This is a genomic window from Roseburia sp. AF42-8 (assembly GCF_003435965.1).
Lineage (GTDB): Bacteria > Bacillota > Clostridia > Lachnospirales > Lachnospiraceae > Roseburia_C > Roseburia_C amylophila.
In genome coordinates this window covers 25,497-48,500 of record NZ_QTVB01000005.1, presented here as the reverse complement: position 1 = coordinate 48,500, position 23,004 = coordinate 25,497, and the positions used below count along the sequence as shown (strand labels likewise).

Here is a 23,004-nt window from a genome sequence, read left to right as displayed (position 1 = left end):
TAAAAACCCCCCAATACATTATATATATAGTTTTTACTACACCCCATAGTAAAAATACCTTCTCCTTAAAAGGGCAGCCGATCGGTGGCTGTCTTTTTTTTACGCGAGTAATGAGGAAAAGAGCAGAAAAATGGTCAGACCAAAATAGAAGCCTTAAAAAGCCATTCTTTTGTGCAAAAAATAAGTGGTATTTTCGCCATGAAATTTATGAACTATACAGATTGAATAAAAGGAATGTGATTTTTTTTGGAAGTTTGTGCACACTTTTGAATGGGAAAATGGTACTATAATTAACGTAAAAACCCCCCAATACATTATATAATTTTTGCTACACCCCATAGTAAAAATACCTTCTCCTAAAAGGACGACCGTGCGAAAGGTCGTCTTTTTTTTACGCGAGTAATGAGAAAAAGTGACAGGCGAGGAAAAGAAACCAAGCTTGCTTGAGTTTCTTTTTTACAGCTTGGAACTTTGACGAATACCGCGATAGCGAGGGAACTTGTTCCCGAGCCTATCGCGGAAGTGAGGGAGCTTGTTCCCGAGCCTATCGCGGAAGTGAGGGAGTTTTTTCCTCACTTATCTCGCATAGAAAACTCCCATCCCTCAAACAGTGGACATCGGCTCCAAAACTGCCTATAATGAATCTTGAGAAAAGAATATTTCGATAAAGTTGCTACATAGATGGGAGATACAACATGATAAAGGCAGCATTTTGCGATGATGACGATACGGTTTTAAAAGAACTGCAGAGCTTACTGGAGGAGTATCGCAGGGAGCGTGATTACAGAATAGATGCAAAAGTCTATCACAGTCCGCTGGATTTGCTGAATGAAATGGAAAAAGGAACCCGCTTTGACATTTTGTTTTTGGATATTTTAATGCCGGGGGTAGATGGAATCCAAACGGCATCCGAGATTCGGAAGTTTGATAATAATATCAAAATTATTTTTCTTACTTCTTCGGTGGAGTTTGCGGTGCAGTCTTATGAGGTGAAAGCATATTATTACCAGTTGAAGCCGATTGAAAAGGGCAGCTTTTATCATCTGCTGGATTCTGTGCTAGAACAGATGGAAAAAGAGCATGGCAGCAGTATTGTACTGCGCTGCAAGACGGGAATTACCCGGATTGCGTTAAAACAGCTGGAATACTGTGAAGTAATCCACAGGACATTATTGATACATCTGACCGATGGAACCGTATATGAATGCAACGGCAGCATGGATGAACTGGGCCGGCAGCTTATGCCTTATGGAACTTTTATACGTCCACATCGTTCATATCTTGTGAATCTGGAATATATAAAGAATCTTTCTTATCGTACCATTACGATGTCAAGCCTTGTGGAAATTCCTGTTCCAAGAGGGAAATACAATGAAATAAAGAGTGCATTTCTGAAAAATGCATTTGAAGATGGGCAGGTGACGTTATGAGCCTTTGGATGTCCCTTTTTAACAATGTGGCAGTCAGTGTTTTTGGAAGTGTGCTGGCGGCATCCTTCTGTGATGCACTGGACCGGCGGAAAAACCGGATCATATTCTGGATATGCATCGCACTGATTCCGATTGCACAGGGGATTATTTACTATGTATGGGATGATGGCTTTTTGAGGCAGATTTATCCGCTGCTGGTACATGTTCCGTTGATTTTACTGTTATGTGGACTGACCGGTAAATTGCTATGGCCATTTTTCTCTGTGATGGCAGCCTACCTTTGCTGCCAGTTACGACGCTGGCTGGCACTTCTTGCAGTAGAAATTTTGGGTGGAGGAGTATTGATGCTGGATGTGGTGGAATTATTGATTACGCTGCCACTACTGTTTGGACTGATGCACTTTATGACGCCGGCAGTCCGCTATATTTCTGGTTATTCCAGAAAAATGCAGTGCCAGTTTGGTGTGATACCGGTGCTGTATTATGTATTTGATTATCTGACAAGGGTGTACACAGATCTTTTGTCCAGTGGGGCTCCGGTTGTTGTGGAATTTATGCCGTTTATCTGTTGCGGGGCATATCTTGTGTTCTTGTTGTATAACTTTACAAAAGGGCAGGAAGAAAACCGGATGAAGGAGATTCAGAAAAGCCTTGATATGCAGGTAGCACAGTCCATGCGTGAAATAACGGCGTTGCGGGAGTCGCAGAATCTGGCCAGCCGTTACCGCCATGACCTGCGTCATCATTTACAATATCTATATGCCTGTTTGGAGAACCATCAGATACAGAAGGCAGAGGATTATATATCTGATATCTGTAATGAGCTGGAACAGCAGAAGGTGATACAGTATTGTGAAAACGAAGCTGCGAATCTGATTTTGTCATCCTTTGCAGGAAGGGCAGAAGCGGAAGGAATTGTGATGAAAGTGGAAGGCGGCATGAAAGCGAAGACGGTGATAAGTGATACTGACTTGTGTGTGCTATTGTCTAATGCCCTGGAAAATGCCATCCATGCCTGCAGGGAAGTACAAAAAGAGGGAAAAGAAGCCAGAATAGAAGTACAGATTTATGAAAAACAGCAGCAGGTATTTTTACAGATAAAAAACTCCTGTGCCGGAGCACCAATCTTCGAAAACGGAGTCCCGGTTTCAAAGAAAAAAGGACATGGTATCGGAACCCGGAGTATCTGTGCCATTGTGGAACGCTATGGAGGTGTATATACATTTTCATTGGAAAAAGAGTATTTTGTACTCCGTCTGAATCTGTCGGAAAAGAATGTCGATTCAGTACATTTTACTGCCGTTTGAGACGTGAATCTCCTGCTGGATAAGAAAGAATGGTAAAATATATCTAAGTCAAGGATGACACACAAAAGACAGGAGGAAGATGAAAATGAAGAAAATAATTTCATGTTTAGTGGTATTGACTATGTGCATTTCACTGGCTGCCTGCGGGGGAACGGATAAACAGGCTGCAATTGATGCATTCAATAAAGCAAGCACATCATTCAATGAAGTAGCGAATGCCATCAATGCGGATCCGGATGCATACGACCAGGATGTGATTGATACCATGGTTGAAATGGCAGATGTCTTACAGCAGCACAAAGAGCTGTTAGAGGGAGACACTGAAATTGAAGAAGACAAATTAAATGAAATGATTGAATGGTATGGTACCGTAGAAGAATGGGTATCAGACGTAAAGGCGGAGTTAGGTATATAATAGATTTCATAGAGTTACTTCTTTAAAGAGGGGACGGATACGGAAAATGTATCCGTCCTTTTCTGGTTGTAATCTTTGGAACTTTCGTATATTATAGTAATAAAAATAATTATTTAGAAACGAGAGGCTTGTTGTAAGATGATGAAGAAACAGCAATCGATTTATGAATTGAACAGAATTCAGCAGTATATTATGCAGATGCGCCCGATTCTTAGAAAACGCGCACTCTTTTCTGATGGAACAGAAGATTATCGTAGTCCGGCAGAACCCAAAGTCGGAGAGCTGGTGACCATTCGTTTTCGTACAGCAAGAGATAATGTAGATGCAGTCTGGCTTTGTACAGAACAGAAAAAATATTTTATGGAAAAGACCGAGTCAGAGGGGCTCTTTGATTATTATTCCGTAGAAATCCGTATGACAGAGGAGCATTTCTACTATTACTTTGAAATTGAGACGGGAATGCTTCACTGTATCTTTGACCGCTATGGCGTGAATCAGACACCAAGACCGCAGTATAATTTTGAAATTGTACCGGGTTTTTCCACGCCGGACTGGGCAAAAGGGGCGGTTATGTATCAGATTTTAACAGACCGTTTTTACAATGGAGACACTTCCAACGACCCGTTGACGGATGAATATTTCTATATCCGTGCTACCAGTCAGAAGGTAGATAACTGGGAGAAATGCCCGGAGAATTTTTCGGTAGCAGAATTTTATGGCGGAGATTTAGAGGGCGTGAGAAAGAAAATGGATTATCTCACAGAACTTGGAATAGAGGTGATATACTTCAATCCACTGTTCGTTTCTCCGTCCAATCATAAGTATGATATTCAGGATTACGATTATATTGACCCGCATTACGGCAAAATAGTGGTGGATGAGGGAGAACTTTTACAACCGGGTGACCGCAATAACCAGCATGCCAGCCGCTATATCACCCGCGTGACGGATAAACGGAATTTGGAGGCAAGCAATGAACTTTTTGCAACGCTGGTAAAGGAAGCGCACCAGAGGGGCATCCGCGTCATCCTGGATGGAGTGTTTAATCATTGCGGTTCCTTTAATAAATGGCTGGATCGTGAAAAAATCTACCGTAGTGAAGCAGGCTATGAACCGGGAGCCTATATCAGCAAGGACAGTCCGTACAATGACTTTTTCCAGTTCCATGATCAAAATGCGTGGCCGGATAACGGAAGTTACGATGGCTGGTGGGGACATGATACATTGCCGAAGCTTAATTACGAAGATTCAGATACATTGCATGATTATATTCTGCATGTGGCTGCAAAATGGGTTTCTCCACCTTATAATGCCGATGGCTGGAGACTGGATGTTGCGGCAGATCTGGGACACAGTCCGGAATATAACCATCAGTTCTGGAGAGAATTCCGTGATGCCGTAAAGAAAGCCAACCCACAGGCAGTGATTTTGGCAGAACATTACGGCGACCCGAGAGACTGGCTGGGTGGAGACCAGTGGGATACAGTTATGAACTATGATGCTTTTATGGAGCCGGTGACATGGTTCCTTACCGGAATGGAGAAACACAGTGATGATTTTAAACCGGAAAATATAGGAAAGTTTGAGAACTTTAAAGGCGCTATGAAGCATTATATGGCAAGCTTTTTGACACCATCGCTGCAGTGCTCCATGAATGAACTTTCCAACCATGACCATTCCAGATTTTTAACCAGAACCAATCATAAAGTAGGTAGAGTGGAACACCTTGGAACAAAAGCGGCAGAAGAGGGCGTAAATACAGCGGTTCTACGGGAGGCGGTTGTTATTCAGATGACCTGGCCGGGAGCACCTACCGTTTATTACGGTGATGAAGCCGGACTATGTGGATTTACAGATCCGGATAACCGCAGAACTTATCCGTGGGGCCGGGAAGATAAAGAACTGATTCGTTTCCATCGTGATATCATCAGAATTCATAAAGAAAACCCGGCACTTCGTACCGGAAGTGTGAAATTTTTAAATGGTGAGGATAATCTTCTCTGCTATGGAAGATTTAACCGGGAACAGCAGTTTGTCATTATTGTAAATAATGATGAAAATATCCGGCACATTGATTTGTCTGTATGGGCAGTGGGGCTTCCGAAGTATGGAACTTTAGAACAGATACTTTTTACCAGTGAAAATGGATACTCCATTTCTTCTGTCAGCTATGACATCGTCAATGGAAGACTGGATATTACATTGCCAAAGCATGCAGCTGTCATTCTGAAAGGAAAGAATCCGGAAGAATAAAAAAATGGCAAAATAAAAAATGCAAAAAATGCATAAAAACGCCTTGCACACAGCAGGGCGTTATGCTATAATCTATATTCGTCAGGACAATTAAGGACTGATAAATGGGCAGATTCCCGAGTGGCCAAAGGGGACAGACTGTAAATCTGCTGCAAATTGCTTCGGTGGTTCGAATCCACCTCTGCCCATTCTCGTTGTGGTTATGCAATGAGAATTTTTTTATGTAACTATAAAAAGATACTTGCCCGCGTGGCGGAACTGGCAGACGCGCAGGACTTAAAATCCTGTTGTGGTGACACAGTACCGGTTCGATTCCGGTCGCGGGCATTAAAAAAGGAAACGGTCGTTTCCTTTTTTTTATGCCGGAAATCCGCAAAGCACATTTCCGTTGTTGTGATGTTCCCTTTGTGAATAGCCCTATTCTTCTTCTGCCTCTTCTTCTCTCTCTGCACATGGAGCAGTAGAAGCTCTTGTAATAAGCTGCGGACGCAGTAAATTCATGCTGACGGAGACATGATTAATAAGGTTACTCAGAGCAGCATATCCACATTTGCCGAGCTCGGTTCTTTCCTGACGGACTGTAGTCAGTGGCGGCTCTAAGAAAGAAGAAATCGGCAGGTCGTCAAAACCAACCACACTGATATCATCCGGAACAGAAAAACCTCGAAGCCGGCATTCTGTAATGACTCCGGAAGCAATCAGGTCATTACCACAGAGAATTGCTGTTGCTCCGGCAGCAAGAAAATTCGGTACATGATATTTTGCACTGTCTGCAACATAGTAGCCATGTGCAACCATATCTTCTTCTACTGGAAGATTGTGGGATTTCATGGCATCTAAATATGCCTGATAGCGTTTCTCACTGACCATGGAATAGAGAGAACCGTTGAGAAAAGCAATCTTTTTGTGACCAAGTTGATAGAGATGGTCGACTGCAGATTCAATTCCTTCAGAGTTATCTGTTCCCACATAGCACACATGTGGATTCTTCTTAATATAATTATCGAAAAGGACGGTCGGAATGGAAGTGAAGGCAAGCTGCCGCATCCAGTCATCATGGAGAGCAAAGCCGACCAGGAACCCGCCGGAATAACCGTTCTTTAACATATAGGTATCATATTTTTCAGTCATCTGGAAAGCTGGAGTAACCGGAATTACACTGACGGACCAGCCATCCCGGAAAGCAGCCTGACGGAAACCCAGGATGATTTCGTATCCGAACTGGTTGGCTGTTTCATAGTCCATATTTTCTATAAAAAGGCAAAGCTTCTTGTTTTCGTCCTTTTTCATCTTCTTGGACTGATATCCCATTTCTACAGCGGTATCAAGGACCATCTGCCGTAAATCTTCACTGATATCACTGGCACCGTTTAATCCTTTGGAAACAGTGCTGACGGAAATACCGAGCCGGTTGGCAATATCTTTAATTGTGACCATAACAAGCCTCCATAAATCTGGTATATTTTAAGTAAAATCATATCAAAAACCTCTTATATTCTGTATTATATAGAATTTGCATGACAGGTGCAAGTACTGCAAAATATTATTTTTCGAAAAAAACAGGGTTTTAAATAGCAATATAACCAAAAAAACAATGCGAATTCCGTTAAAAACGGCAAAAATGATGCTAAAAGGACTGTTTTGTTTGACAAAGTTGTTAAAAAGACGTAAAATAACCTCAGATACGAAAATTAACGAAAAGCAAAAAACAAAAACCGATGTGGGGGAAAAACATTGGAGGCAAAGAGACTAACCAGAGGAGCAGGAATCCTGATGGCAATAACAAGTCTTCCATCTGATTATGGAATCGGAACTCTGGGTGATGCAGCTTTCAATTTCGTAGACTTACTTGTAGACCTGAAACAAAGATACTGGCAGATACTTCCGATTGGACCAACCAGTTTTGGAGACAGCCCGTATCAGTCAATATCAGCATTTGCAGGAAATCCGTATTTGATAGATTTAGATGACCTGGTTCGCGACGGTCTGCTTATGGAAAGCGAGATTCGAAGCTATAACTGGGGCGCAGATGAGAAAGATGTTGATTATGCCAATCTTTTTGAAAACCGTTTTCAGATATTAAAGAAAGCATTTGAACGGTTTGATACTACAAAGCCTTCTTTCCGGAAGTTTGAAGAAGACAATGATTGCTGGCTGACTGATTATGCATTGTTCATGGCAGTCAAAGGAAAAGAAAATAACCGGGAATGGATGGCATGGGAACCGGGAATCAGAAATCGTACACCGGAGGCATTACAGGAATACACAGAATTATTAAAAGAAGAGATCCTGTTTTGGAAATTCTGCCAGTATAAATTTTATGAACAGTGGAAATTCTTAAAACAGTACGCAAATACAAGAGGAATACAGATTATTGGGGACATACCGCTGTATATGGCAATGGACAGTGCCGATGTGTGGGCAGACCGGAAACTCTTCTTATTAGAAGAAGACGGAAGCCAGCAGTATGTAGCAGGCAGCCCGCCGGATAATTTTTCAGAAGAAGGTCAGAAATGGGGCAATCCCGTATATGACTACTCTTATATGGAAGAGTACCGGTTTGACTGGTGGAGACACCGGATTGAGAAAAACGCAGCGTTATATGATGTAATCCGGATTGACCACTTCCTTGGAGTTGTAAGGTACTATACGATTCCGTTTCGGGAAAAGGATTGCTGCAATGGGAAATGGAACAAGGGTCCTGGAAAGAAATTGACAGATGTGATGGAAGAAAGTGCCGGTGACTGCAGAATCATAGCAGACAATGCCGGAAGTGCCATCGCCGGGAGCAGAAAGCTTCTTGCAAGAATTGGATGGCCTGGAAGTAAAATCCTGATGTTTGCATTTGATGGAAATACAGGAAATGAAAATCTTCCACATAACTTTGAAGAAAATAACATAGTGGTATATACCGGAACACATGATAATGATACTGTTGTTGGTTATTTCCGGGATAAGACAGAATATGAACTGGCTTACCTCTATGAATATTTGAATATCGGCTCGAAGGAAGAAATTCCGGACGCCTTAATCCGTCTAGCTTATTCAAGCATAGCGGATGTGGTAATTATTCCAATGCAGGATATTTTACAGCTTGGCAATGAGGCCAGAATGAATCAGCCATCCACAGTCGGACAGAACTGGAAATGGCGGGTGGGAAAAGATACTCTGAGTGAAGAACGAAGAGCGTGGATCCGCACCATTGCGGCAGTATACCGCAGATAATTTCTATATGATATAGAACGGATTACCGTTTTATATAAATGCTTAATCGAAATCACATTTTTAAGGAGGAAGAAAATGAAAAAGAAAGCATTATCATTATTTCTTGTAACAGCTATGGCAGTATCCATGGTAGGATGCGGTAGCAAAGACGCAGACAAGAACACAGAAAAGAAAAGTACTGAAGCAGCAGTAGAAACAGAAAAACCAGCTGCAGCAGAAGATGAAGCTTGGGAGGGTGACTTAACAGTATGGAGCCCACAGGAAGATCAGGATACAAACTGGCTTCAGGATCAGTGTGAAGCATTCGCAGCTGAGCATCCAAACTGGAAAATCAACTTCAATTATGGTGTATGTGCAGAGGGTGAAGCAAAAGACAACGTAACAAAAGACGTTGAAGCAGCAGCAGACGTTTACATGCTTGCTAACGATAACATCCCGGATCTGGTATCTGCAGGCGCATTATCAGAGCTTGGTGGAGATTATCTTGGATATGTAACATCTACAAACTCTGATTCTATTCTTGCATCTGTTACATACAACGATTCAGTAGTAGCATTCCCATTTACCTCTAATACATGGTTCATGTACTATGATAAGAGCGTATTCTCAGAGGATGACGTAAAGAACTTTGATACAATGTTAGAGAAAGCTGGAGAAGCTGGAAAGAAAGTTTCTTTCAAATTAACTGATTCCTGGTATATTCAGGCATTCTATGTAGCTAACGGATGTACATTATTCGGTGATGGAACTGATACAGATGCTGGTATCGACTTCGGTGGAGACAAAGCAGCAGCAGTTACAGAGTACTTAGTAGACTTAGCAGCTAACCCTAACTTCTTAGTAGATGCTGACGGATCTGGTCTTGCTGGATTAGGCGACAGTGTAGCAGCAGTATTCTCCGGAACATGGGATGCTGATGCAGTTAAAGAAAAACTTGGTGACAACATGGGTGTTGCAGCTCTTCCTACCGTTACAATCGACGGAAAAGAAGGCCAGATGAAATCCTTCATCGGATCTAAAGCAATCGGTGTTAACCCTAATGCTGAGAACCAGCAGGTAGCTATGTCTCTTGCAGCTTACTTAGCAGGTGAGAAGGCTCAGACAGCTCATTATGAAATGAGAAACATCCTTCCTTCAAACATCAACATCTCTTTAGCTGACGATCCAATCGCAACAGCAGTTACAAATGTTATGACAGATACATCTATCATGCAGCCATTATGTAAAGAAATGGGTAACTACTGGTCACCAGCAGAGAATATGGGTAAAAATATCCAGTCTGGCGAAGTAACAAAAGACAACGCTGCTGAGAAGACAGAAGAAATGAACACAACTATGAATACAGACGTTGCTGAATAAGCAGAAGATGTAATTGGAAGTTCATTATAAGAATTCCTAAAAAAGCGGTTTGGAAAAGAACCGGGGACTCCAGGATACCGGAAACGGTACCCTGGATGTCTTACTATAGAGAGTATAGGAGGCCCATAGCGTGAAGAAGGCTGCTACAAAAAAGAAAAAAGCAAAAGAGTTCCAGACACCATATACTGTTACTGGTGCGTTAGTTAAGGGAAATGCAATTACTAAGCTCTCCATGTTGATCATGGGCTTGGGCAATATTGCACATAAACAGATTGCAAAAGGTCTTATGTTTTTGGCAATCGAGGTTGCGTATCTTTATTACATGATTTCTTATGGATTCTATGCAGTTTCCATGTTGCCATCACTTGGATGGAGAGAGCGGGAAAAGGTATGGAATGATGCAAAGAGTATTTATGAATATCAGGCTGGTGATAATTCACAGCTTATCTTACTTTATGGAGTTGCAACATTATATATTACCTTCATGTTTATCATTGTATGGAGGGAAGCAGTAAAAAGTTCATATAAATCAGAACTGCTGGCAAAAGCAGGTAAGCATTTAAACACATTTAAAGAAGACTTCAAGAGTTTGTTTGATCAAAATTTACATAAATTGCTGTTAGCACTCCACTGACGGGAATTTTGCTCTTTACTGTTCTTCCATTGATTTACAATATTACAATGGCATTTACCAACTACAGTACGTCTGGAGAACACTTAGTGTTATTCGACTGGGTTGGATTTGCTACCTTTAAGAAAATATTGAATGTTGGAGACAGTATTGGAAAACAGTTCTATTCCGTATTAGGATGGACCCTGATCTGGGCTGTGTTTGCAACAGCATTAAACTATATTTTTGGTATGATTCTTGCAATCATTATCAACCGGAAAGAAACAAGGGCAAAGGGATTCTGGAGATTTTGCTTTGTATTATCTATCGCAGTACCACAGTTCGTTTCCCTTCTGATTATGAGAAGTATGTTACAGCCAACCGGTATTGTTAACACGCTGCTTATGAAATATGGTATTATCGACACTGCATTGCCATTCTTTACCAAGGCAATTTGGGCGAGAGTTACCGTTATTGTAATCAACCTGTGGGTAGGTATTCCATATACGATTCTTCAGGTAACCGGTATTTTACAGAACATTCCGGCTGAGTTATACGAAGCAGCAAAGATTGACGGTGCTAACGCTGTCCAGACTTTCTTCAAAATTACTCTGCCATATATGTTATTCGTAATGACACCGTACTTAATTACGCAGTTTACAGGAAACATCAACAACTTCAATGTTATTTACCTTCTGTCCGGAGGAAATCCTACGCCGGTGGATGCAACCGCAGGAAAGACAGACCTTCTGGTTACCTGGTTGTATAAGTTGACTGTTGATAAGAAATATTATAACCTGGGTGCCGTTATTGGTATTATGACATTCGTGGTATTGGCTATTGTTGCCCTGGTTACTTATCGAAATACCACATCCTACAAAGATGAGGAGGGATTCATGTAATGAGTAAGCAGAAAACAGCCACATCTGGCGCAAAAGTACGTAAAACATTTGTAAATGTTTTGATTCATATATTTCTTGCAGTATTAGCATTTATCTGGGTACTTCCGGTATTCTGGGTAGTACTTACAAGCTTTCGTGCGGAGAAAGGTTCTTATGTTGAGACCTTCTTCCCGAAGAGTTATACTTTTGACAATTATATTAAAATATTTACAGATACAAGTATCCTGAACTTCCCTAAGATGTTCATGAATACATTGATTATTGCAATCTTCACCTGTATCATTTCAACCATCTTTGTACTTTCAGTTTCATACTGTATGTCAAGAATGCGTTTTAAAATGAGAAAACCGTTTATGAATATTGCAATGATTTTAGGTCTGTTCCCATCTTTCATGTCCATGATTGCGGTATACTTTATCTTAAAGGCACTGGGATTATCTGAAGGATCCATGATCCGTATTGCGTTGATTATTGTATTCTCCGCAGGTAGTGGTGTTGGATTCTATGTGGCGAAGGGATTCTTTGATACCATTCCAAAGTCCTTGGACGAGGCAGCAATCATTGATGGAGCGAGCAGATGGCAGGTATTCACTAAGATTACCATTCCACTTAGTAAACCAATTATTGTATACACCATCCTGACTTCCTTCATGGGACCATGGATTGACTTCGTATTTGCAAAGGTTATCTGTGGTGCAAATGCAGACCAGTTTACCGTATCTATCGGTTTATGGAAGATGTTAGAGAAAGAGTATATCAACAGCTGGTATACATGTTTTGCAGCAGGTGCTGTAGTAGTATCAATTCCGATTGCTATCCTCTTTATGTTTACACAGAAATTCTATGTAGAAGGAATGAGTGGAGCAGTAAAAGGCTAAATTTCACAGCCGTTTAAAATGTTTAAAAGAGAGGCAGTTTTTGCCTCTCTTTGTTATATCAGTTGATAATGAAGGGTGTGGAAGATTGCGAAGGATATTTGTTCTGTGTTTGAAATAACAGGTGTTTTCATTCAGACAGAATGCGTCTCAATTCTTGGCAGTACATTTTTCTGATTTTCAGATGTCTTGCCACTGCTTTGACTGGATGCAGTGGGTGTCCGGCTGATACGGATACCTCATGCAACCGGTAAGGGGCGCTAAGAATTTCAATCTACATTACATCTATTCCGGCAACCGGCGCAAAGTCACATCCGTGTTCCAGTTGCGCCTCGTTGGCACGTCCTGTGCCAACGTTGCCGGTTGCCAGATGAAATTCCAAGCGCCCCTAACCAGTCACAAAATGGTATCCGCATTCAGCCGGACACCCACTTGCATTCTGTCAAACATTGGAAAGACAGATGATAATAAGAAAAGAAAAATGTGCTGGTTAGAATTGGAGCATTCTGTCTGGAAAATAACGTTATTTCAAATGCAGAACAAAAGCATCGCATTTATTACATCCCCCCTTCATTTCAACGAAATAAGAAAGAGAAGAAAAGGAGAATCATATGAAAAAAAGACTACAGGCGTTACTTCTTGCACTGTGCCTTACCCTTGGAACTATAGGTGCCGGCTGTGGCGGCAGACAGGATAACAATGCTGCGGGAACAGAGACTGCTGCGGCGACAGAAACTGAAAAGACCGCAAGTGTGGAAGACTCTGCTATGGCAAAGGCAAATGCAGGAGAACTGAATATCATTGATGATAAATACCGCACCTATTATGAAGTGTTTTTATATAGCTTTTATGACAGTGATGGAGATGGAATCGGAGATATCCAGGGATTAATTGATAAACTGGATTATATCAATGATGGAGATGACAGTACAGATACAGACCTTGGTTGTAATGGAATCTGGCTGATGCCGATCATGCCATCACCGACCTACCATAAATATGACATTTCTGATTATGAAAATATTGATGAGCAGTATGGAACTATAGATGATTTCAAACAGTTAATCGAAGCATGCCACAAGCGCGGAATCCGTGTGATTATTGATTTCCCGATTAACCATACATCGTCCAAGCACCCATGGTTTACACAGGCGGTGGAATATCTGGAGGGATTAAGTGACGGACAGCAGCCGGATAGCAGCGTTTGTCCGTATGTAGATTATTATAACTTTACAACAGATCAGTTAAGCAGTGTGTATTATAAAGCTGGCAGCAGCAATTGGTATTATGAAGGAAAATTCTGGAGTGAAATGCCGGATTTGAACCTTGACTGTGAAGCGGTGAGAGCTGAATTTGATGAGATTACATCCTTCTGGATGGATCTTGGGGTAGATGGTTTCCGTATGGATGGTGCCAAAGAATATTTTTCAGATAATACCACAGAAAATGTGGAAGTCTTAAAATGGTTTAATGATATGGTAAAGGCAAAAGATGAGAATTCCTATATCGTGGCAGAGGTCTGGACGGATCGTGAGACATATGCAAAATATCTGGAAAGTGGAATTGATAGTGTATTCAATTTTGATTTTGGAGATGGCGATGGGATTATTGCCAATGCAGTAAAAGGAAGCTCAGAGTCCGGAGCAAAAGGATATGCCAATGTCTGTGGCAAAATGGATGAGCTTTTAAGCCAGTATAATGAAAATTATATTGATGCACCGTTTTATACAAATCATGATATGGCAAGAGGTGCCGGATACTATAGCGGCGAGTATAAGGCTGCACAGATTAAGACTGCCGGAGCCATGAATCTTATGATGAGCGGCAATGTATTTCTTTATTATGGGGAAGAAATTGGTATGAAAGGCTCTGGAAAAGATGAAAATAAGCGTGCACCAATGCAGTGGTCCTCAGATGCATCTGCAGAGGGTATGTGTAAAGGGCCGGACGGAATGGAAAGCATTAAGATGACAAATGGAAGCTTGGAAGACCAGCAGGATGACCCATATTCCATTTATAATTATTTCAAGCAGGCAATCCGCCTGAGAAACCGTTATCCGGAAATCGCCCGTGGTATCGCTGCAAATGTAGAGAATCTTTCTGATAAGAATATAGCCGCAATTACCAAGACATATGATGGTAAAACCACATTACTGGTATTTAACCTTTCCCAGGAAACTCAGAAGGTTGACATTTCAGGTGTAGATTTAGGCGGAGAAGGTACTATCGGTGGAATGCTTCTGACCGGAGAAGATACAATTACGCTGGATAATAATGAACTGACACTGCCATCTTATTCCATGGCACTTATTACAGTAGAATAAAGCCGAAATGCATAAAACCGGAACAGAGTTATCGTGCCACCGGAATAAAAATGAAAAAAGCAGGAAAATTGTCTTGACAACCCCTGCTTTTTCCGATAAAATAATCAGTGCTGTGAGTGCTTTACAGCACAAGCCCAGTTAGCTCAGTTGGTAGAGCAGAGGACTGAAAATCCTCGTGTCTCTGGTTCGATTCCGGAACTGGGCATTGCCGAAGGGCAATGAACTGCGGGTGTAGTTCAATGGTAGAACACCAGCCTTCCAAGCTGGATACGTGGGTTCGATTCCCATCACCCGCTTTGCAGACTATAATTGCATATGCGATAGTGGCGTAGTTGGTAACGCGCGACCTTGCCAAGGTCGAGACCGCGGGTTCGAGCCCCGTCTATCGCTCTTTCAAAAAGCAAGAAATTTATCTTGCTTTTTTTGACTTTACAGGAAATTGCTTTCCTGTAAAGTCAAAAACGCTCCGCGAGGATGTGCGCTGCGGCGTATAAGGTAGATGTCGCAAGCGACCGCCGCAGGCGCGGGAAGGTGCCAAGGCACATTCGTTGTTCTATAAAAGTCTGATTTGGGAACATAAGAAATAAAAGAAAGGTAGTAAAGGAGTAGATTCATAGTATGGATAAAAAAGGTGTGGCAGAGTTAAAGAGACGTTTTACAAAAGAAAATTGTACCTTTACAAGATTGTGTGGCTGTTATGTAGATGCCGGTAAGAATAAGGTCGTTGATTTAAGTGAGACATTTTTAAATCTGGAAGATGAAGAATTTTATAAATATTTAGAGATTGCCAAGAAAACCTTATCAGGAACCATTGGAAATAATCTTTTGGAGCTGAATTTCCCGCTGGATGAAGAAGCAGCAGGAGGAAGACAACAGTTTCTTTTAGGTTTAAGGGAAAGTAAATTAAAAAATCCTGAGTTACTGGAACGTTTTTATGATATGGTCATTGAAAGCTATGACTATGCAGGCAACTATCTGATTTTGCTGTTCCATGATGCTTATGATGTCATGACCAAGACCACGGATAATAATGCACTGGATGAATCAGAAGAAGTGTTTGAATACCTTCTGTGTGCAATCTGTCCGGTACAGTTATCTAAACCGGGACTGGGTTACAGAGAAGATGAAAACCGTATCGGACCAAGAATCCGTGACTGGGTGGTAAGCGTACCGGACAGCGGTTTCTTATTCCCGGCATTTACCGACCGCAGTACAGATATTCATTCCCTGATGTTCTATACTAAGGATACCAAGGCACCGCATGCGGAATTTATGGAGTTGGGATTAGGTTGTGGCGCAAGACGTACCGCAACGGAGCAGAAGATGACCTTCCATTCTATCGTCAAACAGGCATATGGCGATGATGTGGAAAAGAGCGGTGAAGTGCTGATGGAGATTCAGCAGAACTTAAATGATCTGGTAGAAGAGAAAGCAGAACTGGAAGAAGACCCGGTAATTCTGACACCGGAGCTTTTGACCAATGTTATGGAAGAAAGCGGCGTTGCACCGGAAAAGGCAGAAAAGATTGGAAAGACCTGCGCAGAGGAATTTTCAGAAGAAGCACCGCTGGCAGAAAATGTAGTAGACAGCAAAGCACTGGCTGCCAATGAGCAGATTCAGAAGGAAAAGGAGCTGGTAGCCCAGGTTGAAGTGCTGCAGCAGCAGTTAAAAGAGAAACAGATAGAGGAAGAAGCTGACGAAGTAGTTAAGACCTATGATGTTGTGCTTCGTGTAAAACCGGAAAAAGTTTCCCAGATTAAGTCCGAGGTTATCAACGGACAGAAATGTCTGGTAATTCCAATGGCAGAAGACGAACATGCCAATGTAAACGGAGTAAATACAACTGTATAATAAATAAGAATACCATCTTTACCGGCTGGTAGATTGAGCCAGTAAGGATGGTATTTGTATATAAAATCATTATGATGAAATACTTCTTTTGAATGTCAGATTAGTGCAGATTCCGGAGATAGGATGCAAAAAATCAGCAATCCACACAGCAGAAGAAATAGGAGAAGCTGGAAGAATCTGCCCCAGCGGAAGCTGCGATGGTTTAACTGGGTGCCGTCAATGAGAATGACATCATTGGCTTCGGCGAGGGCAATGGCACCGGGATAGAAAACGCTGTTGGTAATGACAATCGCTTCATCACAATCATAATAAGATTTGCCGGCAACGGCTTCCTGTACGGCACTGTTTCCTACTTTGCCCTGATATAATTTACACTGGACTGCATAGGTGGTCCGGTGTTTTTTTGCAATTAAATCCACACCAAAATCTCTGGAAGCCTTGGTGACAGTAACCTTTGAATATCCGTTGCGTTTTAAATATCCGGCAGCATATTCTTCAAATTCGTAGCCATTCATTTTGTCAAAATTGACACCAAAAAAGAACCGCTGCAGTCCATGGAATACGGCGAACGGAAGATGTATAATAAATCTTATGAAAAAGAAAAGTATTTTTCCAATCAGGCGAAACATAAAAGAATTCCTTTCCGTTCATAATAACGGATGCTATACTGTAATTGACCCGCTTGCATTCATTATAGCATAACATAGAGGTGATAGATTTGAAAGAAGAATTGATGGAATTAAGACAGAAGATGAAAGAATACGGCATGGCGGCATATCTCATTGTTTCCGATGATTTCCATGCATCAGAATATGTAGGAGAATATTTTAAATGTCGTGAATATATTTCCGGATTTAACGGTTCGGCAGGAACGCTGGTAATTACTGAAGATATGGCAGGACTCTGGACAGACGGAAGATATTTTATCCAGGCAGAAGAACAGCTTGCCGGCACCGGCATTACATTATTCCGGAGTGGACAGCCGGGGGTAGTGGATATTGGTACTTTTCTGGCAGAAAAAATGGAAGATGGCACCGTATTGGGGTTTGATGGAAGAACTGTAAGTACCGGCATGGCAAAGAGTTTAAAAGAAAAATTGCGGGAGAAAAAGATTACATTTGCTCCAGACCGGGATGTCGTAGGCGAAATCTGGGTGAATCGTCCTGCATTATCCTGTGATCCAATCTGGGAGCTTGGCGTGGAATATGCAGGTGAGAGCCGGAAGGATAAGGTGGCAGGGGTACGAAAAGCAATGGTGGATTGCAAGGCGGATTATTTTCTGATTCCGTCTCTGGATGAAATCGCATGGCTTTTTAATATCCGGGGAAATGATATTGCATATAATCCGGTGGCATTATCTTATGTACTGATTGCACCGGATGAAATCCGCTGGTATGTAAATGAAAAGAGTGTGCCGGCTGACTTAAAGGAAAGACTTTCCACTGAAAAAATCGTTATTTACAGATATGAACAGATTTATGCGGATATAAAGGAAATTCCGGCAGACAAAAGCATTCTTATAGACGAGAGTATGACAAATTATGCACTGTATGATGCCATTCCAAAAGAGGCACATAAGGTAAAGAAGAACAGCCCGATTGAGCTTATGAAGGCAGTGAAAAATGCCACCGAAATGGAGCATGAGCGGCTGGCACATAAGAAGGATGGCATTGCTTTAACAAAACTTATCTACTGGTTAAAGCATGTGGAAGATAAGCGGCAGATAACGGAGCTTGCGGTATGTGATAAATTAGAAGAATTCCGGAGGCAGGGAGAAGGTTATCTGGGACAGAGCTTTGCACCGATTGCTGCATACGGTGCTCATGGAGCCATTGTGCATTATGAGCCGGATGGGAAGAGCAATATTCCACTGGATAACAAAAGCTTTCTGCTGCTGGATACCGGCGGACAGTATCTGGATGGCACAACGGATGTGACAAGAACCATTGCCCTTGGAGCATTAAGCTCAGAGGAGAAGAAGCATTATACTGCCGTATTACGAGGAAATCTGAATCTTTCGGATGCAAAATTTAAATATGGCTGTACGGGAGTCAATCTTGACTATCTGGCAAGGGAACCGTTGTGGCACATGGGGCTTGATTATAACCACGGAACCGGCCATGGCGTTGGCTATTTGTTAAATGTACATGAAGGACCGAATGCATTTCGTTACCGGGAACGGTGCGGTACCGGAACCGTCATGGAAGAAGGTATGATTACTTCAGATGAACCGGGACTGTATCTGGAAGGAAAATACGGAATCCGCCTTGAGAACCTGTTACTTTGTAAAAAAGCGGAGAAAACGGAATATGGACAGTTCATGGAATTTGAAACACTGACCGCTGCACCATTTGATCTGGAGGCTATTGACTGGGAAGAATTAGACAGCCGGGAAAAGGCACTGCTTCGGAAGTATCAGCAGTATGTCTATGATACCATTGCAGACTTCCTTTCCGAAGAAGAAAAAACATGGCTGAAGGAGCAGATTCCGGCGTAGAGATATGGGTATTGCACGGGGAGAACAAAGAATGTGCTTTGATACATTCTCGCGCCTGCGGCGGTCGCTTGCGACATCTACCTTATACGCCGCAGTGCGCATCCTCGTGGAACGTTTTTTCCTTTACAGGAAAGCAATTTCCTGTAAAGTGAAAAAAGAGGCTTGATAAATCAAGCCCCTCTGTGTTTCCCGTAGTTTATTTCACATAGTTTATTTATGTGGCAGAATATCCTCAGTATATGCCCGGAGAATTTCTCCGACACTCCATGCCTGGGCATAGCAGCCGCGGGAGGTGTGCGGTTCATCTCCGTCAAAGATTTCTGCAATAGAACCAATACAGCCGTGATAGAACTGCTCTCTGGTGGCATCTAACATGGCATCGGCCTGTTTGATGACTTCTTTGGAAGTTCCATAGACATGCACATAAGCAGTCAGAAAACCGCCTAAGAGGAAACCCCAGGAAGTACCCTGATGGTAAGCGTGGTCACGTTTGTCAAGACAGCCTTCATAGGTCGGATGGTATTCCTTATCATCCGGGCTTAAGGAACGAAGACCGGTTTTGGCATATAGTTTCTCGTAAACCTTATCTACAATCTTCTTTTCCTTGTCAGCATCTAACATCCGGTGCGGCAGGGAAACAGCATAAATCTGATTTGGACGAAGGGTTGCATCACCTTCCAGCCCGTCTACCACATCATAGAGACATCCATCTTTTTCGTTCCAGAATTCTTTTGCGAAAGATTCCTTTGCATGAGCTGCAAGAGCAGCATAGTGGGAACCGTCTTCCCCAAAGCGCGTTGCCCATTCTTCCATCAGGCAGAGTGCGTGATACCAGAGCGCATTGATTTCTACCGGCTTGCCGTGCCGTGGTGTAGCAACCCAGTCGCCCACACGGACATCCATCCAGGTTACCTGGTCGAGACCGCTTCCGGCATGGATAAGTCCATCTTCTTCCATATAGATGGAGAAATCTGTTCCGTGCTCATAAGCTGCAATAATTTCTTTTAATTTCGGATAAATGGTTTCCTGCACAAAAGCATAATCTTCCGGAGTGCCGGTATAATCGAGATATTTTCCAACTGCATAGAAATACCACATGGAAGCATCCGCAGTGTTATACAATGGGGCGGTTCCTTCATCCGGGAACATATTTGGTACCATGCCATGGTGGACATAGCGGGCAAATGTGGTCAGGATGTCTCTGGCATCCTGATAGCGCCCGGTAGACAGAGTTAAGCCGGTGAGGGCAATCATGGTATCCCGGCCCCAGTCAGTAAACCAAGGAAGTCCGGCAAGAACAGTCATCAGTCCGGTAGACTGCCGGTATGCAAGAAAATGGTCGGCGGCAATGGTCAGAGTCTCTGCCAGTTCATCATGGTAGCCAGCTTTTTTCTCTAACGCATCAAAACGTGCCATTTCTGCGGCAGCAGTGGCAAAAGCATCCTTTTCATAAACATCTTCAATGGTGCAGACGATAGATATTTTCTTGCGGCATCCGGCGTCCAGCGGAAATTCAATCTGGTATGGCGTGTAGTTATCATCTAAAGCATCGGATTCTACATCCAGTTCTTTTTGTAACTGCATTCCGGTGGTATATTTTTCTTCACATGGAACAACGGTTCCGTCATCGGTAAAAAGACGGATGGTGACATCTTTATTCTGCTGCGGAACCAGTCTGATTTCCGGCTGCTCATAAGTAGTATCGAATTTTAAAGTGTCTACGGTAGAAGCATCATGGTGTACCCGGTAATTAAAGAGCGGAGTCAGCACCAGTGTAGCAGCCTCTCCATCATTCTGGATATCATAGGAAACTGCAATAGTATTCTTGCCGTGTTCAAAGGCGAGAGTCTTTGTCATGGTAAATTCCGGAGCTTTGGTGGTAAAATGTACCAGCCCGTCATAAGTAAAGGAATTAAGGTATTCAATACCTTCACGGTAAGCAGTGCTGCCATCACCGGCAAGATATTGTTCTACGGTAAAATCTATTTTCTCGGAAGAACGAATCAGACACTCGTTGATTTTGGAGAGAATGACGAAACGTTCTACTGGTGGGTGCAGGCTGGCAATCAGATAGCCATGGTGCTTTCTTGCATGGGCACCGGTTACAGAACTGCCGGCATAGCCGCCGATTCCGTTGGTCAGAACCCATTCTTTCTGTACGCCCGCTGACATTGGGGTGAGGGCATCTTTATTTAAATGATATGCTTTCATAGAAATCTCCTTTGTCGTGTAATCTGTCCGGGTGGCGGGGGAGAAAAACGAATCGTCTAACATATTGTAAGCGTATTCCGGATTTCTATTATTTTTTGTTGATGCAGAATGCGTTGCAGTTCTTAGCTGTTTTGTTTTCTGATTGTAGGCTGTCTTTCCGCTGCTTTCACTGCATAGCGTCACTGTCCGTTGTATGCGGATGCGGCAGAAAACCTGCAAGGGGCACTATGAATTTCAAAAAAGGTAATCGTTCATCTGGCAACCGGTGCAAATTCACATCCATGTTCAGATTGCACCTTGCTGGCACATCCTGTGCCAGCATTGCCGGTTGCTAGATGAAATTCCAAGTGCCCCTAACAGCCTTTCTCATGCATCCGCATATCAGCGAACCGTGTCGCTATGCTGTGAAACATTGGAAAGACAGGCTCAATAGCAAAAGAAAACAAAGCAGCTTAGTTCTGCAGCATTCTGTATTAAAAAATAATAGAAAGCCGGGATATACTATACAATAGTTTGATTTCGTATGCTTCCCCCACCCCCGGACTGTTTGCCTCTATTGTAACGAAATAATTCGAAAAAATCTACTGAAAAACACGGAAAAAACATAATTATTAAATAAATATAATCTACTGGATTAATCGTGGAAAAAGAGCTATAATGAAAAAGAATCTGCATAAGAAGCAGTTGCAAAAAGAAAAAGTTGAGAGGTTTAAAGTATGAGTATTTTTGAAAACACAGTTTTAGTAGATAAGAAGGTATCGGTGGTAAATGTAATATTAAGATATCTTTGTATCGCATTGACGATTTTCTGTGTACTGGTTTCCATTATTGTATATCCGGGAATTTTACTGGTTCCTGCAATTATCTTTGCAGTTTTCTGGTATCTTCTTAAAATTGCATCACAGATTGAATGGGAATATACCTATATTGAAGGAAGACTTAGCTTTGCACGCATCAAGGCAAAGAGAAAGAGAAAAAATGTTGCAAAGATTGAGATGGAAGAGGTTGTGCTGATTGCACCGTCAACTGCACATGAATTGTATAATTATCATAATAACAATCAGGTGAGCGTAAAGGATTGTTCTTCCAAGCAGTCGGGAGCGAAGACCTATGAAGTGATTTATAAGAACGGTAGCGGACTTGGAGATATTATCTTTGAGCCGGATGAAAATATGCTGGATATGATCTGCAACCGGAATGCAAAGAAAGTCATCAGATAGGAGAGGTGATTTTATGGCAGAGCAGGGAAATTGTGATACCTGTGTAAATTTTGTTTATGATGAAGATTACGAATATTATGTCTGTGATATGGATCTGGATGAAGATGATATGGTAAGATTTCTTACCGGCAACACCAATTCCTGCCCGTATTATCAGTTATATGATGAGTACAAGATTGTGCGTCATCAGATGTAAATTTTAAATAGGAACGGTTTTAAAGAGGTCTGCATTTTCTGTATAGACCTGATTGAGCCAGTCGCAAGCCTGACCAATGCCTTCGTCGGAATATTCGAAGGTGTTGGTCTTTTTTTGCTCATCCGGCGTGGCGGTAAAGCAATAAGGACCCGGCCACCAGGTGGCAAGCAGAGTGGTGGAGTCATCTTCTACATGCTTCTCTATGCGGTAGCGCATGCCAAGATTGCTGCCGGTATACTGTGTTTTGTTATAAAAAGGGATGGAAAATAAATCTTTACGTTGTATCATAATTGCACCTGCTTTCGATTCTTTATTAAAAATAGCATGAA

16 protein-coding genes, 5 tRNA genes and 1 pseudogene are annotated in these 23,004 nt (G+C 42.2%); 18 read left to right on the top strand and 4 right to left on the bottom strand.

What is annotated here, in order from left to right; genetic code table 11:
* Positions 1 to 695 precede the first annotated feature (695 nt).
* From DW059_RS03455 to DW059_RS03430, 6 genes are all read left to right on the top strand, one after another.
* Positions 696 to 1,430 carry a LytR/AlgR family response regulator transcription factor gene (locus DW059_RS03455; protein WP_117697707.1) on the top strand — a complete coding sequence of 245 codons (735 nt, stop codon included), beginning with the start codon at positions 696 to 698 and terminating at the stop codon, positions 1,428 to 1,430.
* Positions 1,427 to 2,737, top strand: a complete 1,311-nt coding sequence (locus DW059_RS03450) for a sensor histidine kinase (RefSeq protein ID WP_242986082.1) — start codon at positions 1,427 to 1,429, stop codon at positions 2,735 to 2,737. Before DW059_RS03455 ends, DW059_RS03450 begins: the two co-directional genes overlap by 4 nt.
* An 85-nt stretch (positions 2,738 to 2,822) precedes the next feature.
* The gene (locus tag DW059_RS03445) at positions 2,823 to 3,152 is read left to right on the top strand and encodes an LptM family lipoprotein (protein WP_117697705.1); all 330 of its coding nucleotides are present in this window, start codon (positions 2,823 to 2,825) and stop codon (positions 3,150 to 3,152) included.
* A 141-nt stretch (positions 3,153 to 3,293) separates the two neighbouring features.
* Positions 3,294 to 5,405, top strand: a complete 2,112-nt coding sequence (locus DW059_RS03440) for a glycoside hydrolase family 13 protein (protein WP_117697838.1) — start codon at positions 3,294 to 3,296, stop codon at positions 5,403 to 5,405.
* A 106-nt stretch (positions 5,406 to 5,511) separates the two neighbouring features.
* Positions 5,512 to 5,593, top strand: a tRNA-Tyr gene (locus DW059_RS03435).
* Positions 5,594 to 5,648: 55 nt separating this feature from the next.
* A tRNA-Leu gene (locus tag DW059_RS03430) sits at positions 5,649 to 5,732 on the top strand.
* 90 nt (positions 5,733 to 5,822) lie between these two features.
* Here DW059_RS03430 and DW059_RS03425 read toward each other — a convergent pair.
* Positions 5,823 to 6,842, bottom strand: a complete 1,020-nt coding sequence (locus tag DW059_RS03425) for a LacI family DNA-binding transcriptional regulator (protein WP_117697703.1) — start codon at positions 6,840 to 6,842, stop codon at positions 5,823 to 5,825.
* A gap of 336 nt (positions 6,843 to 7,178) precedes the next feature.
* Between DW059_RS03425 and malQ the strand changes: the two genes are divergently transcribed.
* The 9 genes and pseudogenes from malQ (at position 7,179) to DW059_RS03380 (ending at position 16,551) form a co-directional block, all read left to right on the top strand.
* The gene (malQ, locus tag DW059_RS03420) at positions 7,179 to 8,630 is read left to right on the top strand and encodes a 4-alpha-glucanotransferase (RefSeq protein WP_199534299.1); all 1,452 of its coding nucleotides are present in this window, start codon (positions 7,179 to 7,181) and stop codon (positions 8,628 to 8,630) included.
* Between the two features lie 75 nt (positions 8,631 to 8,705).
* The gene (locus DW059_RS03415; protein ID WP_117697701.1) at positions 8,706 to 9,989 is read left to right on the top strand and encodes an extracellular solute-binding protein; all 1,284 of its coding nucleotides are present in this window, start codon (positions 8,706 to 8,708) and stop codon (positions 9,987 to 9,989) included.
* Positions 9,990 to 10,119: 130 nt separating this feature from the next.
* Positions 10,120 to 11,501: pseudogene (locus DW059_RS17500) on the top strand (carbohydrate ABC transporter permease).
* Entirely contained in the window at positions 11,501 to 12,379 is an 879-nt protein-coding gene (locus DW059_RS03405) for a sugar ABC transporter permease (protein WP_117697699.1), read from the top strand. Before DW059_RS17500 ends, DW059_RS03405 begins: the two are co-directional and overlap by 1 nt.
* A 608-nt stretch (positions 12,380 to 12,987) precedes the next feature.
* On the top strand, positions 12,988 to 14,700 hold the full coding sequence (locus DW059_RS03400; RefSeq protein WP_117697697.1) for an alpha-amylase family glycosyl hydrolase: 1,713 nt from the start codon (positions 12,988 to 12,990) through the stop codon (positions 14,698 to 14,700).
* Positions 14,701 to 14,832: 132 nt separating this feature from the next.
* Positions 14,833 to 14,905, top strand: a tRNA-Phe gene (locus DW059_RS03395).
* A gap of 20 nt (positions 14,906 to 14,925) precedes the next feature.
* Positions 14,926 to 14,996 (top strand) — tRNA-Gly (locus DW059_RS03390).
* A gap of 21 nt (positions 14,997 to 15,017) precedes the next feature.
* A tRNA-Gly gene (locus DW059_RS03385) sits at positions 15,018 to 15,090 on the top strand.
* Between the two features lie 228 nt (positions 15,091 to 15,318).
* Positions 15,319 to 16,551: a DUF4317 domain-containing protein gene (locus DW059_RS03380; RefSeq protein WP_117697695.1), complete on the top strand. Its 1,233-nt coding sequence runs from the start codon at positions 15,319 to 15,321 to the stop codon at positions 16,549 to 16,551.
* Positions 16,552 to 16,646: 95 nt separating this feature from the next.
* On the opposite strand, the gene DW059_RS03375 is transcribed toward DW059_RS03380, so the two are convergent.
* Positions 16,647 to 17,180, bottom strand: a complete 534-nt coding sequence (locus tag DW059_RS03375) for a restriction endonuclease (protein WP_117697693.1) — start codon at positions 17,178 to 17,180, stop codon at positions 16,647 to 16,649.
* An 80-nt stretch (positions 17,181 to 17,260) separates the two neighbouring features.
* On the opposite strand from DW059_RS03375, the gene DW059_RS03370 reads away from it, so the two are divergent.
* Positions 17,261 to 19,048 (top strand): aminopeptidase P family protein, encoded by a 1,788-nt coding sequence (locus DW059_RS03370; RefSeq protein WP_334294161.1) that lies wholly within the window; start codon positions 17,261 to 17,263, stop codon positions 19,046 to 19,048.
* Between the two features lie 210 nt (positions 19,049 to 19,258).
* Here the strand turns inward: DW059_RS03370 and DW059_RS03365 are convergent, their stop codons facing one another.
* Positions 19,259 to 21,259: an amylo-alpha-1,6-glucosidase gene (locus tag DW059_RS03365; protein WP_242986080.1), complete on the bottom strand. Its 2,001-nt coding sequence runs from the start codon at positions 21,257 to 21,259 to the stop codon at positions 19,259 to 19,261.
* Between the two features lie 716 nt (positions 21,260 to 21,975).
* Here DW059_RS03365 and DW059_RS03360 point away from each other — a divergent pair.
* Positions 21,976 to 22,479, top strand: coding sequence for a hypothetical protein (locus DW059_RS03360; protein WP_117697691.1), 504 nt, complete (start codon positions 21,976 to 21,978; stop codon positions 22,477 to 22,479).
* Between the two features lie 13 nt (positions 22,480 to 22,492).
* A complete protein-coding gene (locus DW059_RS03355; protein WP_117697689.1) occupies positions 22,493 to 22,675 on the top strand; it encodes a DUF6472 family protein in 183 nt (60 codons plus the stop codon).
* A 3-nt stretch (positions 22,676 to 22,678) separates the two neighbouring features.
* Here the strand turns inward: DW059_RS03355 and DW059_RS03350 are convergent, their stop codons facing one another.
* Entirely contained in the window at positions 22,679 to 22,963 is a 285-nt protein-coding gene (locus tag DW059_RS03350) for a hypothetical protein (protein WP_022242954.1), read from the bottom strand.
* Between the last annotated feature and the right edge of the window lie 41 nt (positions 22,964 to 23,004).